Raw genomic sequence first — 15,578 nt, forward strand, 5'->3', positions numbered from 1 at the left:
TTTTTTAGGAAAACGGTGATAAATAGTGACGAGAGCTCAGAGAAAACGAGAGCATATTCAGTATGCGCTTTCAACAGGCCAAAATAGGCAGACGGGGCTGGATGATGTAGAGTTTGTTCATCAAAGCCTTCCTGACACAGCGCTTAGCGAAATATCTATTCAAACCAAAATTGGCGGACTTTTATTAAGTTCGCCGATTTTTATCAATGCGATGACAGGCGGTGGAGGGAAAGATACTGAAAAGATTAACAGTCAGCTTGCTCTTGCGGCAAAAGAAACAGGCATAGCGATGGCGGTTGGCTCCCAAATGTCCGCTCTCAAGAATCCGGAGGAGAGGCAATCATTTTCGGCTGTTCGCAAGCTTTATGGCAATGGGGTGATTCTTGCTAATCTTGGCAGCGAAGCAACAGTCGAGCAAGCCGAAGCAGCGGTTGATATGATAGAAGCCAATGCGCTGCAAATTCACTTGAATGTGATTCAAGAGCTGACCATGCCGGAAGGAGATCGAAGCTTCAAGGGAGCGCTTGAGCGGATTGAGAGAATTGCTGATAAGTTGACTGTACCGGTCTTTGTGAAGGAAACGGGCTTTGGTTTAGGAAGAGAGACAGCGGAGAAACTCGCAAAATTACCTGTTGCAGCAGTGGATGTGAGTGGTTTTGGAGGCACAAACTTTGCCGCAGTAGAGAACGAACGGCGGGGAAAGATGCTGGATTATTTCAATAACTGGGGTATTCCGACGGCTCCCGCTATTGTCGAATGCAAAGCAGCGGCCAGCCAACTAGATGTGATGGCTTCTGGGGGTCTTCAAAATAGCCTTGATGCGGCAAAGTCGCTTGCGCTTGGCGCTGTGGCAGTCGGGATGGCCGGATCGTTGCTTCGTGTACTGATGGATAGCGGTCTGGAGGCTTTGGTAGCCGAGCTACATACCTTACATGACGATTTGAAAATAATTATGTGCGCAGTAGGAGCGAAAAAAATAACAGACCTTCACAAAACACCTCTTATTATCAAGGGGGAGACCTTTCATTGGCTTCATGTCCGTGGATATGAGCCGTCTGCTTTCAGTCAAAGAGGTTGAAGTTGACTGTCCATAAATAATCGTTATGTTTGAAAATAAGGATTATAGTTGCTTGGCATCTGGAATATTGATAAAATGAACGAGTTCAGAAAAGCCCTTCTCCTGTCAGAAGGGTTTTATTTGTACGGATGGATAAGCTAAAAATGAGATAGAATGTATGTATGGAAAGGGTGAACCAAATGGTGAAACCAGTTGTTGCGATTGTCGGCCGTCCGAACGTCGGGAAGTCAACTATTTTTAACCGAATTGTCGGTGAAAGGATTTCAATTGTTGAGGATGTTCCGGGAGTAACGAGAGATCGCATATATAGCACAGGTGAATGGCTAAATAATGAATTTAATATTATTGATACAGGCGGGATTGACATTGGTGATGAGCCGTTCTTAGAGCAGATTCGCCAGCAGGCGGAAATTGCCATCGAAGAGGCGGACGTAATTATCTTTTTAACGAGCGGGCGTGAAGGAGTAACAACCGCAGATGAAGAAGTAGCAAAAATATTGTATCGGTCAAAAAAGCCGATCGTATTAGCTGTTAATAAAGTAGATAATCCAGAAATGAAAAGCCAAATCTATGATTTTTATGCTTTAGGTTTTGGCGAACCGTTTCCAATTTCGGGAGCCCATGGGATTGGCCTTGGGGACATGCTTGATGCTGTAGTGAGCCATTTTCCAAATGCAGAAGATGAGGAGTACGATGAGGATGTCATTAAGTTTTCCTTAATTGGCCGCCCGAATGTCGGCAAATCTTCATTGGTGAATGCCTTGCTCGGGGAAGAACGAGTCATCGTCAGCGACATTGCCGGCACGACGAGAGACGCTATCGATTCACCTTACATGTATGAAGGTCAGGAGTATGTCATTATTGATACAGCAGGCATGCGTAAAAAAGGAAAGGTTTATGAGACAACCGAAAAATATAGTGTACTCCGCGCGCTTCGTGCGATCGAACGCTCTGACGTTGTCCTTGTTGTGCTAAACGCGGAAGAAGGCATCCGAGAGCAGGATAAGCACATTGCAGGGTATGCTCACGAAGCTGGACGAGCTGTTATCATTGTTGTTAATAAGTGGGACGCTATTGAAAAAGATGAGAAAACGATGAAAGAATTCGAGGGGAAAATCCGAAGTCACTTTTTATTTCTTGATTATGCACCAATTGTTTTCCTTTCAGCTAAAACAAAAAAACGTGTGCATACGTTATTGCCTGTCATTAATCAAGTAAGTGAAAGCCATACTATGCGCGTTCAGTCCAGTGTGCTAAATGATGTGGTGATGGATGCGGTAGCGATGAACCCAACGCCGACCGATAAAGGCAAGCGCTTGAGAATTTATTATGCAACACAGGTAGCTGTTAAGCCGCCGACGTTTGTTGTTTTTGTTAATGAACCAGAGCTAATGCATTTCTCTTATGAGCGCTTTTTGCAAAACCGCATTCGTGAAGCGTTCGGCTTTGAAGGGACGCCGATACGTATTATTTCACGTGCTCGAAAATAAGAAAAAAGCTGGTGAGTATCTATGAAAAACAAAGAGAGCATTGCAATGATTGGGGCGGGCAGCTGGGGAACAGCACTCGCCATTGTTCTTGCTGATAACGGTCATGAAGTTCGCCTGTGGACTCAAAACAAAGAACGCATCAAAGAAATCAATGAAACACACACCAACCAACAATATTTACCGGGCATTGAATTGCCCGAAAATATTGTTGCTTCCAGTTCAATGGAAAGCGTATTAAGCGGGTTGGATGTCGTTGTACTGGCTGTTCCCACAAAAGCAATTCGTGAAGTGCTCCAGCTCATCAAAGAGATTCGAATAGAACCTTTTACCATCGTTCATGTCAGCAAAGGAATTGAACCGGATACGTTAATGCGCATATCGGAAATGATTAGAGAAGAACTGCCTGAGAAATTATGTAAGGATATCGTTATTCTTTCCGGTCCGAGTCACGCAGAAGAAGTGAGTCTGCGTCATCCAACAACCGTTACAGTTTCTTCTGAGAATATGGAAGCTGCAGAAAGAATTCAAGATATTTTCATGAATCAGCATTTTCGTGTTTATACAAACCCGGATATAGTTGGTGTGGAAATTGGAGGAGCTTTAAAAAATATTATTGCTCTGGCAGCAGGTATTTCTGATGGTCTCGGTTATGGAGATAACGCCAAGGCGGCCTTGATTACGAGAGGACTTGCTGAAATCGCCCGCCTGGGCACAAAGATGGGAGCCGATCCGCTTACCTTTTCTGGACTAACAGGAATTGGCGATTTAATTGTTACATGTACAAGCGTTCATTCGAGAAATTGGCGTGCAGGCAATATGCTTGGAAAAGGACAAAAGCTGCAAGACGTTCTTGATAATATGGGAATGGTTGTGGAAGGGGTCCGCACCACGAGGGCAGCCCGTCAACTTTCTCTTAAATATGAAGTAGAAATGCCGATTACTGAAGCATTATACCGTATTTTATTTGAAGGAAAAGAGCCAAAAGCAGCTGTAGACGAATTGATGGCTCGTATGAAAACAAATGAAATGGAAAGTTTAGTTGATATTATTGATCGTCAGCAAGGAAGCTAGCAGAAAGGGCATTTAAAATAATCAAAGCCCGTGACTTAGTCATATAATAAAAAATGAATAAGCCAGCGCTTAGTAATTTGGTGGTCGTTATAGCTAAAGCGGCAAAAGCTGCTTTAGCTTTTTTATGTGGCAAGGTTGTCCAATTTTTTATTGGTTATGTTATAATCATGACGAAAAGGACAGGGGGTACCGAGCTACCCTGATTTGTTATTCAAGATGTAGCGATTGATCAAGGAAAGGGGCAATAGAAGATGTCAGCATCCATGATGAATATGTGGATCTCTTTTATAGGGATGGGACTAATGATTGTATCAGTTTTCGCCATCTATGTAAGCCGCTATAAATTTAAAAATGGGTTTTTAAAAGCGATTTCCGCTCTTTTGGCGTATGCTTGTATGATTATCGGCGGATTAATTATGGTGTATATTGTGTTTAGCGGTCCAGCTTGAAGATTGAAGGAGAGAATCAGCGAATGAAAAAACTAGCCATTGTTTTCGTAGTTACCCTGACAGCAGTCTTTATGAGCGGGTGTATGTTTCCTCAAGAGCGGCGGGCTGAAAATCAAATGCCGTACGGAGAGCAAGTTCAGACTGTTCAGTCTGCTGTTGATCAATTTAAAGAGGCGAATGGCGGAATTTTACCGATCAAAACAAAAGAGGAAAACACACCGCTATATGAAAAATATCCAATTGATTTTAAAAAGCTCATCCCGCAATTTATCGCTGAGCCTCCGGGTAATGCATACGAGTCGGGCGGGATTTTTCAATATGCTCTCGTAGATGTTGAGGAAAATCCAACGGTTAAGTTAATTGATTTGCGCATGGCAGAACAAATCAGGGATATACAAATACGTATTCGCTCTCAAGGATACCCGCCGTTTAAAAAAGAGATAGCGCATAACGTTTATTCGTTAGACTTTAAAAAAATTGGCTTTAAAGAGGAACCTTATGTTGTTAGTCCATATACACAACAAAACTTGCCGCTTGTTATTTCAGGTGACGGCAACATTTATGTAGATTATAGCAGTGACTTGTATGCAGCGATTAAGAAATCACAGGAAAAGCTGAAGCAAGGAGAAGATATTCGGCCGATATTGTTAAAGGATTCTCTGTTTGCTCCTGCATTTTCGCTTCCGTATACCGTGAACAATAAAAATGAACCTGTTTTTATGGTGAAATAAAAGAAGTCATCCGCTTATAGGATGGCTTCTTTTATTTTATAGGAATATTTTCAGTCATATAAAAGCAGGACAACATCATACAATTTATTGTAGGAACAATACCGCTAATAAAAAAAGCAAACAATAAAGTCGGGAGGGAATTTCTTGGAAAAAGCAGATATTTTTAAAGATATAGCTGAACGGACAGGTGGGGATATCTATTTAGGAGTCGTCGGGGCGGTCCGTACGGGGAAATCCACGTTCATTAAAAAATTTATGGAACTGCTTGTTCTTCCTAATATAGACAATGAAGCGGAAAAAGCGAGAGCGCTTGATGAACTGCCGCAAAGCGCAGCAGGCAAGCAAATTATGACAACAGAGCCAAAATTTGTGCCCAATCAGGCAATTTCTATAAATGTGGATGAAGGACTTTCGGTGAATGTAAGGCTTGTTGATTGTGTTGGGTATGTGATTGAAGGGGCGAAAGGGTACGAAGACGAAAATGGTCCAAGAATGATTCACACCCCTTGGTTTGAGGAGCCGATTCCTTTCCATGAAGCGGCTGAGATCGGTACGCGAAAAGTCATCCAGGAACATTCTACGATTGGCGTGTTAATTACAACAGATGGCACGGTTGGAGAAATACCAAGAGCCAATTATTTAGAAGCGGAAGAGCGGTTAGTTGAAGAATTAAAAGAAGTAGGCAAACCATTTATTATGATTGTAAACTCGGCGCGTCCTCATCATGCAGAGACAGAGAGCTTGCGTGAAAGTCTTGCTGAAAAGTATGATATTCCAGTAGTAGCGATGTCAGTGGAAAGCATGAGAGAAGCGGACGTAATGAGCGTGCTTCGTGAAGCTCTGTTTGAATTCCCTGTCCATGAAGTAAATGTGAATTTACCAGGATGGGTCATGGTATTAAAAGAAAATCACTGGCTGCGCGGTCATTACCAAGAGGCGATTAAAGAAACAGTTCAAGACATTAAGCGCCTTCGAGATGTAGATCGGGTGATTGGACAATTTGATCAATATGAATTTATTGAGAATGCGGGCCTTGCCGGTATGGATATGGGGCAAGGGGTAGCTGAAATTGACTTGTTTGCTCCGGATGAGCTGTATGACCGAGTATTAAAAGAAATTGTCGGCGTGGAAGTTCGCGGAAAAGATCATTTGCTCGAGCTTATGCAGGAATTTGCCAATGCTAAAACAGAATATGACCAAATTGCTGATGCATTACGAATGGTTAAACAAACAGGATATGGTGTGGCAGCTCCTTCGCTGACCGATATGAGTCTAGATGAGCCAGAGATTATTAGACAGGGGTCGCGATTCGGCGTGAGATTAAAAGCGGTAGCCCCATCTATTCACATGATTAAAGTAGATGTAGAATCAGAATTTGCTCCAATTATCGGAACCGAAAAGCAAAGTGAAGAGCTTGTTCGCTATTTAATGCAAGATTTCGAGGATGATCCACTATCGATCTGGAACTCTGATATTTTTGGCCGGAATTTAAGCTCCATTGTCCGAGAAGGCATTCAGGGTAAACTTTCGCTTATGCCAGAAAACGCTAGGTATAAATTAAAAGAAACATTGGAGAGAATTATAAACGAGGGCTCAGGTGGCATGATTGCTATTATTTTATAAGCATTTATTTGCAGACTTCCTTTTATGGCAGGGGAGTCTTTTTTGTGATTTTGCCCAAACCTAGAAAGAATGAGAATTATTAAGGGATTCTGCTTGATATGGCATTTCTTATGTGATAATCTTTTAACAGAATTAATGTATAAAACATTGATTTAAAAGCTTTTTTTCATTTTTATGTATAAAAAACGAAAAAATAGCTTAGGAATGAAAGTAATGGTAGAAAATACAGACTTTCGTTGAAACCCCCTTTGGGAGGAGGTGAATGGCATGAACAAAACAGATTTAATTAATCAAGTTGCAGAAACAGCAGAATTATCTAAAAAAGATGCTACTAAAGCGGTTGAGGCCGTTTTTGATGCCATCCAAAACTCATTAGCAAGCGGAGACAAAGTTCAATTGATTGGTTTTGGGAACTTTGAAGTACGTGAGCGTTCTGCACGCAAAGGGCGCAATCCGCAAACTGGAGCAGAAATCGAAATCGCAGCGAGCAAAGTACCTGCATTTAAACCAGGTAAAGCTTTAAAAGATGCGGTTAAATAATTACATAGCCTAACGGCTACAAGAGAGGCCTTCGTGGTCTCTCTTTTTTATATTTATATACAGCCAGCGTCTCTGTCCACATGTTTGCTTGCTGGAGAGCGGAGAGTGGAGACATTTATGGCTTGGAATGAACCTTCTAAAGCAGTCGCTAACAGGAAAAGGTTAACGATACTTTTTTGGCTAAAGAATCTTTGCCTGTCTAGATAGAAAGGGTATGATGGACTTATGTGTACTGGCATGGAATAGCTCTAGTTACTAAGCTAACTTTGCTTTCTCTATCAGAGTGTGTAAGCGGCCCTTCATGAGAACTATAAATCTGCTATGACGCCGAACGAGCGTCTTTCGCTTTTCGTCCAGTTATGCTACTATTTAGTGAGTGTTTTAATTTTACGATTGATAGAGAGGATTGTAGAGGATGGCTGAAGTAAATCACGCTCAAATTGAAGAAGCAGTTCGTATGATTTTGGAAGCAGTTGGAGAAGATCCTGACCGTGAGGGGTTGTTAGATACACCAAAGCGGGTAGCTAAAATGTATGAGGAAGTTTTCTCCGGTTTAAATAAAGATCCAAAAGAATATTTTGAAACTATTTTTGGAGAGGATTATGAGGAACTCGTACTCGTGAAGGATATTCCTTTTTACTCAGTATGTGAGCACCACCTTGTTCCTTTTTTTGGGCATGCACATGTTGCCTATCTTCCTAAGAACGGAAAGGTCACAGGGCTTAGCAAACTGGCAAGAGCAGTGGAAACAGTAGCGAGACGCCCTCAATTGCAAGAACGCATTACAGCTGAAGTTGCCGATGCAATGATGGAAAAACTTCAGCCGCATGGTGTAATGGTAGTAGTCGAAGCGGAGCATATGTGTATGGCTATGCGTGGAGTGAAGAAGCCAGGATCTAAAACTGTTACAACGGCGGCGCGCGGAAAGTTTGCCAATGATGTGCACTCACGCTCAGAATTGTTGAATTTAATTAAAGGCTGACAAAAGAGAGGTTGAGGATCAAATGAAGAACAATCAGGCCGACTTTATTATGATCCGGGCGATAGAAGATGGAGTGAACGTTATCGGTTTAACGAGAGGGTCCGATACCCGCTTTCATCATTCAGAAAAGCTGGATAAAGGAGAAGTCATGATTGCTCAATTCACAGAGCATACTTCGGCCATTAAAGTTCGCGGCCGCGCTAAAATTATTACAAGTTTCGGTGAAGTGGAAAGCGGAAATGAAGCATAAGGGGTATACGAGATGAATGAATGGCTTAAAAGAAAAACAATAATTGAAAAAGAAGTGCAGCGGAGACTTTCTTATCCTTATTTAAAGAAATTTATTGAGAGACCGAAAGTCGATGAAGTTCGCCTGCTTACTTTAATGCTGCCTTTTACTATGGAGCAGCTATCGTCAGAAGAGACGACAAAATATATTACAACAGCCACCCTAATTCAAATCGCCCTCGATACCCATGAAAAAGTAACGGCTTCATCTAACGAAATTGCAATTGATCAACAGCTGACTGTGCTCGCTGGAGATTATTTTAGTGGATTATATTATCAAATTTTGGCGGAATTAAAAGATATCCGAATGATTCGGACACTCTCAGATGCTGTTAAAAGTATCAATGAGAATAAAATCGTCCTTTACCAGCGGGAGCATACATCCATTGATTCTTTAATGGAAAGTGTATACAAAATTGAAACAGAAATTGTCGAACGCTTTTATACTGTTTTTCATTTTCAATCTTTTTTTCCGATGGTTTCCCGTTTATTGTTCGCGAAAAGGCTATTGGAGGAAAGACAGAACTTTCTCGCCGGAGGACAAGCTTTAACCGCCGAAGCAATCGCAAGCTTAGATGGTCCGCAAAAAAACACTCCGCTTTCCTTAGATAACCGACAGGCAATTGTGCAAGTGTATGATTATTATATTAATCGTGCCAAAAAAGAAGCGGAAAGAACTTTAGGATATCGATGGCCTGCTAGTTCTGAGGAACAGTTATACAGTTTGTTGTATAATGCGGTCTTTGGAAACAAAACATATGCGGAAGAAGGTTAAAGAATGCAACAATCAAAAGAAGAAAAAGTCCATCGCGTGTTTGAGAAGATTTCCTCTAACTATGATCAAATGAATTCTTTAATCAGCTTTCAACAGCATAAGCGATGGAGAAACACCACGATGAAAAAGATGAATGTCCCGAAAGCGGCTTCTGCCCTTGATGTGTGCTGTGGAACAGGGGATTGGACAATTGCGCTTGCGCAAGCTGTCGGGCCGGAGGGTCACGTGGTGGGGCTCGATTTCAGTCAAAATATGTTGAATGTTGGCAAGAGAAAAGTAGAAGAGTCTGGTTTGGAACAAGTGAAGATGATTCAAGGAAATGCTATGGAGCTTCCGTTCGATGATCATACGTTTGACTACGTGACCATTGGATTCGGACTTCGAAATGTTCCGGATTATATGCAGGTACTTCGAGAAATGAACCGTGTTCTCAAGCCGGGTGGCATGGCTGTGTGTCTAGAGACTTCCCAGCCAACCATGATCGGTTTCCGGCAGCTGTATTTCTTTTACTTTCGTTTTATCATGCCGCTATTCGGAAAGTTATTCGCGAAAAGCTATCAGGAGTATTCCTGGCTTCAGGAATCTGCCCGTGATTTTCCCGGAATGAAAAAATTAAAGCAAATGTTTGAACAGGCGGGGTTTGTCAATGTTAGCTATATGCCGCATACAGGTGGCGTGGCGGCAACCCATATGGGTTTTAAACAAAAGTAAATAAGCTGGGTGGAAAAAATGAAGTTAACTATGCTGTATTCGTTTCTCAAAGCGGATATTGATTTAATCGAAAAAGAATTAGAGATGGCGATCTCTTCTCCCTCTTCTTCATTGCGGGATGCATCGCTTCATTTGCTGCAAGCAGGCGGAAAACGAATACGTCCCATTTTTGTGCTGCTTGCGGCCAAATTTGGCGAATACAATATAGATCGGGTAAAGAATATAGCGGTGGCTCTCGAATTAATTCATATGGCTTCACTTGTTCATGATGATGTGATTGACAATGCAGAACTCCGACGCGGCAAGCCAACTGTGAAAGCAGAATGGGATAATCGGGTAGCTATGTATACGGGCGATTATATTTTCGCCAGAGCCCTTGAATACATGACAGATATTGAAAATGTTGAAGCGCATCAAATTTTGTCAAACACTATGGTCGAATTATGCATCGGTGAAATAAATCAAATAAAAGACAAATACCGTTTTGACCAGAATTTAAGGGATTACTTGCGCAGAATTAAGCGTAAGACAGCTATATTAATCGCGGCAAGTTGTCAAATAGGTGCCATTTCTGCCAATGTCCCGAAGGCTGTTCATGAGCAGCTGTTCCAATTTGGCTATAATGTCGGCATGGCCTTCCAAATCACGGACGATATACTGGATTTGACAGCTACGGAAGAAGAACTCGGTAAACCGGCTGGAAGCGATCTTTGGCAAGGAAATGTGACGCTACCTGTCCTGTATGCATTAGAGGATGAGCAGTTGCGGGAAAGGATCATCCAGGTAAACAAATATACTGTAAAATCAGAGATAGATGAAATTATCGGTTATATTAAACGAAGTGACGCCATCGACCGTTCACATGCGTTAAGCCAGCGGTATTTAAGCCGAGCTTTAGATATACTGGATGATCTGCCTCCTAATCGGACAAAAAAATCACTTCGGGATATTGCCAGATTCATCGGCAAACGAAAATATTAGTTTTTTGAGTGCAAACATTGTCAACTCGTCTAATCAATGGTACTATTTTTAAGGATTGTTATTAAAAACGATACATATTATAGGAGTGAATACAATGGAAAAAACATATTTAATGGTTAAACCTGATGGCGTTCAAAGAGGCTTAATCGGTGAAATCGTTGCCCGTTTTGAAAAGAAAGGTTTTCAATTAGTCGGCGCTAAACTAATGAGCGTTTCTAAAGAAACAGCTGAACAACATTACGCAGAGCACAAAGAGCGTCCTTTCTTTGGCGAATTAGTAGACTTCATTACTTCTAGCCCCGTATTCGCTATGGTTTGGGAAGGCGAGAATGTAATCGCTACAGCACGTCAAATGATGGGCTCTACAAATCCTAAAGATGCAGCACCTGGTACAATCCGTGGCGATTTCGGAGTAACAGTTGGCAAAAACATCATCCACGGCTCTGATTCTCCAGAAAGTGCAGAGAGAGAAATCTCTATCTTCTTTAAAGAGGAAGAATTAACAACTTACAACAAACAAATCAACGAGTGGATTTACTAATAAAAGCGGAGCCGACTGTTCTGGGGCGACAAGCGTATGACAGCATGACGAAGTGGCGTCTTTCCAGCCATGCAGTCAGGCTGGCATACGATCTCGAGCCCCAAGAAGGCATAGCTAGACAGTAATAAAAGCGGAAACGGCCGTTTATCGGCGACAAGCATAAGGCGAGCCGTCTGGAAGGTTGTTCTTTAACCTTCTGGACGGCTTGACTTATGACCTCGAGCCGATGGCTGTTGCAGCTGGATAAAAGAAAAGCGGAAGGTGCTCATTCAGCGTGATAGGGGATTGGAGGTGATTCCGAGGAGTCGTTCTTTGACTCCCCGGAATCGTCGTAATCACCGTACGCGCTAGCGCCTGCAGCTAGATAAAAGAAAAGCGGAGCCGACTGTTTTGGGGCGACAAGCGTATGACAGAATGACGAAATGGCGTATGTCAGCCATGCAGTCAGACTGACATACGACCTCGAGCGCCAAGGAGGCGTAGCTGGACAGTAAGAAAAGCGGAAACGCTTCACAAAAGAAAGGTATAAGCTGCCGTCAAAAAGACGGTAGCTTTTTAATTGTTCTTTAATTTTCCAAAAAATTCACCCCCTTATGTTTCTCTCTTCGTTATAATAGGAACTATAGAACGGTAATAAATGCCTATCAACAAACCGCACCAGACAAGAAGGGGGACGGGCAAATGAGTGATTATGAAAGCTTTATTATGAATATTAAAAGAAAAACAGGTATTGATCTTGGTAAATATAAAGAAGCGCAAATGAAACGGCGTTTAACTTCCTTGTATGAAAAGAAGGGCTGCCGCTCCTTTAAAGAGTTTTTTGACTTAATAAACGCAGATACCAATCTTCTTAATGAATTTTTAGATAGGATGACAATCAATGTATCTGAGTTTTATCGAAATGCTAAAAGATGGGAAGTTCTTGAAAGAAAAATTTTTCCGCGGCTGCTGTCAGAAAACAAAAAAATAAAAATATGGAGCGCTGCCTGTTCAACAGGGGAGGAGCCTTATACAACAGCAATGGTTCTCTCTAATTATTTGCCATTATCTCAAATCTCTATTTTGGCTACAGATTTGGATGTGAATGTTCTTCAAAAAGCAAAAAGGGCTGTATATCCTGAACGCTCACTGGCAGAAGTCCCGATTGAGAAAAAACAAAAATTTTTTACAAAAGAAGGGGACTTTTATAAAGTTAGCGAGGAGATTAAACGGACAGTTACATTTAAGAAGCAAGATTTGCTGGCCGATCGCTTCGATTCAAATTTTGATTTAATTATCTGTCGTAATGTGATGATCTATTTTACTGAAGAAGCAAAAGACCATTTGTATCAAAAATTTAGTGCGTCATTAAGAGAGGGAGGCGTGCTGTTCGTTGGGAGTACAGAGCAAATCTTTAATCCAGGAGAATACCAATTTGAAGCGGAGGACACATTTTTCTATCGCAAAGTTAAATAATTAAGAGGGAACATGTAAGGCTTTTCTGCGAAAAGCCTTTTCTTTTTGGAGATCAATATTTAGAAAAATCTAAAGAATTATGACAAATATGCCGTCAATTGTGGTAAAATTCTCAAAAACATACTTAAGAATTGAATCATAGTTAAAAAAATATGTTATAGTAGTACATAACCGCTTTAACGAGTTGAAGGGAGAAAGTAAAATGAGATACTTAACAGCAGGAGAATCGCATGGACCACAATTAACAACCATTATTGAAGGGCTGCCAGCCGGAATGCCCCTTACAGCTGAAGATATAAACAAAGAACTCAGCCGTAGACAAAAAGGCCATGGCCGGGGACGCCGAATGCAAATTGAAAAAGACCAGGCCCAAATTAAGAGTGGAGTCCGACATGGATACACGCTCGGATCACCAGTTACTCTTGTCGTCGAAAATGACGACTGGAAACATTGGACAAAAATCATGGGTAGCGAACCGTTTGATGAAACAGAAGGAGAAGAGATCAAGCGACAAATTACTCGTCCTCGTCCAGGACATGCGGACTTAAACGGTGGCCTGAAATACGGTCATCGTGATATGAGAAATGTGCTTGAACGCTCTTCAGCCCGTGAAACGACCGTCCGGGTAGCAGCAGGAGCTGTAGCGAAGCAGTTGTTAAAGCTGCTGGGCATTGAGATCGCCTCCCATGTCATCGAAATTGGCGGCATTAAAGCCGAACAGGTGAAATTTGAAAATTTATCTCAATTACAGGAGTTAAGCGAAAACTCACCCGTTCGCTGTCTTGACCCAGAAGCAGAAAAGAAAATGATGCAAGCGATTGATGATGCGAAAGCAAACGGTGATTCAATCGGTGGGGTTGTTGAAGTAATCGCTGAAGGAATGCCAGCCGGAGTAGGAAGCTATGTTCATTGGGATAGAAAGCTCGATGCAAAAGTAGCCGCAGCTGTTATGAGCATCAATGCTTTTAAAGGTGTAGAGATTGGAATCGGTTTTGAAGCCGCAGAGCGATTTGGAAGCGAGGTGCATGATGAAATTGCTTGGCAGGAAGAGAGAGGGTACTATCGAAAAACGAATCGTCTTGGCGGCTTTGAAGGCGGAATGACGACAGGAATGCCGGTTGTTGTTCGCGGGGTAATGAAGCCGATCCCTACACTCTACAAGCCACTTGAGAGTGTAGATATCGATACGAAAGAGCCGTTCACAGCAAGTATCGAGCGTTCAGATAGCTGTGCTGTGCCAGCAGCAGCTGTTGTTGCCGAAGCTGCCGTTGCCTGGGAGCTGGCTTCAGCTATTGTTGACCAGTTCTATAGTGACCGTATGTCGGCCTTATCTGCCTCATTAGATGAATTCCGTCGCTACACAAAGGAGTTCTAATTATGAGAGAACTAATGATTGAGACGCCGGGTCAATCCTATCCTGTTTATGTTGGAGAAGGAGCGTTGCACCAACTAACCAGATTATTTGCCGGTCCTCTCAAGGAAACAACAAAGCTGCTTATCATCGCTGATGAGCTGGTCGCATCGTTTCATGGGGACACGCTGAAGCAAGCTCTCCCACCAGGATTGCCATATGAGTGGTTGACGGTCCCGAGCGGTGAGCAGGCTAAAACATTTGCGTCATTTGAAAGCTGTTTAACATTCGCTCTCGAAAAAGGGCTCGATCGCAAATCGTGTATTTTAGCATTTGGCGGCGGTGCTACAGGTGATTTAGCCGGTTATGTAGCAGCAAGCTATATGAGAGGAATTGCATTTGTTCAAATCCCGACAACTATCCTGGCACACGATAGCGCGGTAGGTGGGAAAACGGCCATCAATCATCCGCTCGGCAAAAATATGATTGGTCATTTTCATCAGCCAGCAGCGGTCGTTTTTGATACTCGCTTTCTTCAGACGCTTCCTGAACAACAAATACGTTCAGGGTTTGCTGAAATTATCAAACATGCATTAATTGCTGATTCTGCTTTTTTAAAAGAGTTGCAGATCAAGGTAAATAGTTTTAAAGATCTGTCTTCTGACTTTCTTGCTTATTGCCTTGAAAAAGGCATTCAAATCAAAGGAGAGATTGTCAAAGAAGATGTTAAAGAACAAGGGATTAGGGCTTATTTAAACTTTGGCCATACATATGGTCATGCACTTGAAGCAAGACTCGGCTATGGCCAGATTACACATGGAGAAGCTGTAGCAGCGGGAATGGTTTTTGCTCTGTACGCGAGTGAGAAAAAGGTAGGCTTAGCTTTTGACTTGAAAAAGTTCATGGTTTGGCTTAAAGAGCTCGGCTATCCACTGGATTTAAATAGCGAACTGTCATTTGATGAATTATACAAACTAATGGAAAGAGATAAAAAAACGATTGGCGAAAGCATCCGCTTTGTTTTATTGCAGGAAGTGGGCCGGCCGGTTATTAAAGAGATGAACCGGTCGGAATTAGAAGAAGCTGATCGTTTTATGAGGGAGGAGGCTGCCGTATGATCAGAGGCGTTAGGGGAGCAACGACTGTTAAAGAGAATACTGAAAAAGAAATGATTGATTGTACGGAAGTACTTTTAAGAGAAATGGTTGAGCAAAATGATTTGCAGCCCGAGGATGTGTGTTCGGTCTTTATTTCAGTAACAAATGACATTAATGCTGCTTTTCCTGCAAGAGCTTTAAGGCGGCTGCCCGGATGGGAATACGTGCCGGTCATGTGCATGAATGAAATTCCCGTGCCTGGCAGCTTGGCACAGTGCATTAGAGTCATGATGCACGTGAATACTAAAGCAGCGCAGCAGGAAGTTAATCATATTTATTTAGAAGAAGCTGTGAAGCTACGGCCGGATCTGCAACAAACGAGCCAGTGTGGCCAATTAAGCAAGTAATCAAAAGA

The 15,578-nt window shown here is 42.2% G+C and carries 17 protein-coding genes; all 17 read left to right on the plus strand.

The window, feature by feature from the left end; genetic code table 11:
• Nucleotides 1-25 precede the first annotated feature (25 nt).
• The 17 genes from fni to aroH all read left to right on the plus strand — a co-directional run bounded on the left by fni (nt 26) and on the right by aroH (nt 15,570).
• Entirely contained in the window at nt 26-1,078 is a 1,053-nt protein-coding gene (gene fni, locus ACH0BF_RS05745; RefSeq protein WP_406909008.1) for a type 2 isopentenyl-diphosphate Delta-isomerase, read from the plus strand.
• Nucleotides 1,079-1,257: 179 nt separating this feature from the next.
• A complete protein-coding gene (gene der / locus ACH0BF_RS05750) occupies nt 1,258-2,568 on the plus strand; it encodes a ribosome biogenesis GTPase Der (protein WP_120032621.1) in 1,311 nt (436 codons plus the stop codon).
• Nucleotides 2,569-2,589: 21 nt separating this feature from the next.
• Nucleotides 2,590-3,639: an NAD(P)H-dependent glycerol-3-phosphate dehydrogenase gene (locus ACH0BF_RS05755; RefSeq protein WP_340853463.1), complete on the plus strand. Its 1,050-nt coding sequence runs from the start codon at nt 2,590-2,592 to the stop codon at nt 3,637-3,639.
• A gap of 251 nt (nt 3,640-3,890) precedes the next feature.
• Nucleotides 3,891-4,088 carry a DUF2768 domain-containing protein gene (locus ACH0BF_RS05760; protein ID WP_340853464.1) on the plus strand — a complete coding sequence of 66 codons (198 nt, stop codon included), beginning with the start codon at nt 3,891-3,893 and terminating at the stop codon, nt 4,086-4,088.
• A 23-nt stretch (nt 4,089-4,111) separates the two neighbouring features.
• Nucleotides 4,112-4,819: a hypothetical protein gene (locus ACH0BF_RS05765; protein WP_120032615.1), complete on the plus strand. Its 708-nt coding sequence runs from the start codon at nt 4,112-4,114 to the stop codon at nt 4,817-4,819.
• Between the two features lie 144 nt (nt 4,820-4,963).
• Nucleotides 4,964-6,442: a stage IV sporulation protein A gene (gene spoIVA, locus ACH0BF_RS05770; protein ID WP_120032613.1), complete on the plus strand. Its 1,479-nt coding sequence runs from the start codon at nt 4,964-4,966 to the stop codon at nt 6,440-6,442.
• Nucleotides 6,443-6,709: 267 nt separating this feature from the next.
• Nucleotides 6,710-6,982 carry an HU family DNA-binding protein gene (locus ACH0BF_RS05775; RefSeq protein ID WP_041096968.1) on the plus strand — a complete coding sequence of 91 codons (273 nt, stop codon included), beginning with the start codon at nt 6,710-6,712 and terminating at the stop codon, nt 6,980-6,982.
• 415 nt (nt 6,983-7,397) lie between these two features.
• Entirely contained in the window at nt 7,398-7,964 is a 567-nt protein-coding gene (gene folE, locus ACH0BF_RS05780; protein ID WP_120032611.1) for a GTP cyclohydrolase I FolE, read from the plus strand.
• Nucleotides 7,965-7,986: 22 nt separating this feature from the next.
• Nucleotides 7,987-8,214: a trp RNA-binding attenuation protein MtrB gene (gene mtrB, locus ACH0BF_RS05785; RefSeq protein ID WP_120032609.1), complete on the plus strand. Its 228-nt coding sequence runs from the start codon at nt 7,987-7,989 to the stop codon at nt 8,212-8,214.
• Nucleotides 8,215-8,226: 12 nt separating this feature from the next.
• A complete protein-coding gene (locus ACH0BF_RS05790) occupies nt 8,227-9,027 on the plus strand; it encodes a heptaprenyl diphosphate synthase component 1 (RefSeq protein WP_340853467.1) in 801 nt (266 codons plus the stop codon).
• 3 nt (nt 9,028-9,030) lie between these two features.
• A complete protein-coding gene (locus ACH0BF_RS05795) occupies nt 9,031-9,738 on the plus strand; it encodes a demethylmenaquinone methyltransferase (protein WP_120032604.1) in 708 nt (235 codons plus the stop codon).
• An 18-nt stretch (nt 9,739-9,756) separates the two neighbouring features.
• Nucleotides 9,757-10,719 carry a heptaprenyl diphosphate synthase component II gene (hepT, locus tag ACH0BF_RS05800; protein ID WP_120032602.1) on the plus strand — a complete coding sequence of 321 codons (963 nt, stop codon included), beginning with the start codon at nt 9,757-9,759 and terminating at the stop codon, nt 10,717-10,719.
• A gap of 94 nt (nt 10,720-10,813) precedes the next feature.
• Entirely contained in the window at nt 10,814-11,260 is a 447-nt protein-coding gene (gene ndk / locus ACH0BF_RS05805; RefSeq protein WP_049662901.1) for a nucleoside-diphosphate kinase, read from the plus strand.
• Nucleotides 11,261-11,941: 681 nt separating this feature from the next.
• Entirely contained in the window at nt 11,942-12,715 is a 774-nt protein-coding gene (locus ACH0BF_RS05810; protein WP_340853468.1) for a CheR family methyltransferase, read from the plus strand.
• Between the two features lie 202 nt (nt 12,716-12,917).
• Nucleotides 12,918-14,090: a chorismate synthase gene (gene aroC, locus ACH0BF_RS05815; protein WP_340853470.1), complete on the plus strand. Its 1,173-nt coding sequence runs from the start codon at nt 12,918-12,920 to the stop codon at nt 14,088-14,090.
• 2 nt (nt 14,091-14,092) lie between these two features.
• Nucleotides 14,093-15,184, plus strand: coding sequence for a 3-dehydroquinate synthase (gene aroB / locus ACH0BF_RS05820; RefSeq protein ID WP_340853471.1), 1,092 nt, complete (start codon nt 14,093-14,095; stop codon nt 15,182-15,184).
• On the plus strand, nt 15,181-15,570 hold the full coding sequence (gene aroH / locus ACH0BF_RS05825) for a chorismate mutase (protein WP_340853472.1): 390 nt from the start codon (nt 15,181-15,183) through the stop codon (nt 15,568-15,570). Before aroB ends, aroH begins: the two co-directional genes overlap by 4 nt.
• Nucleotides 15,571-15,578: the final 8 nt, after the last annotated feature.

It is taken from the genome of Pseudobacillus sp. 179-B 2D1 NHS, assembly GCF_045370945.1.
In the GTDB taxonomy this organism is placed as follows: domain Bacteria; phylum Bacillota; class Bacilli; order Bacillales; family Domibacillaceae; genus Pseudobacillus.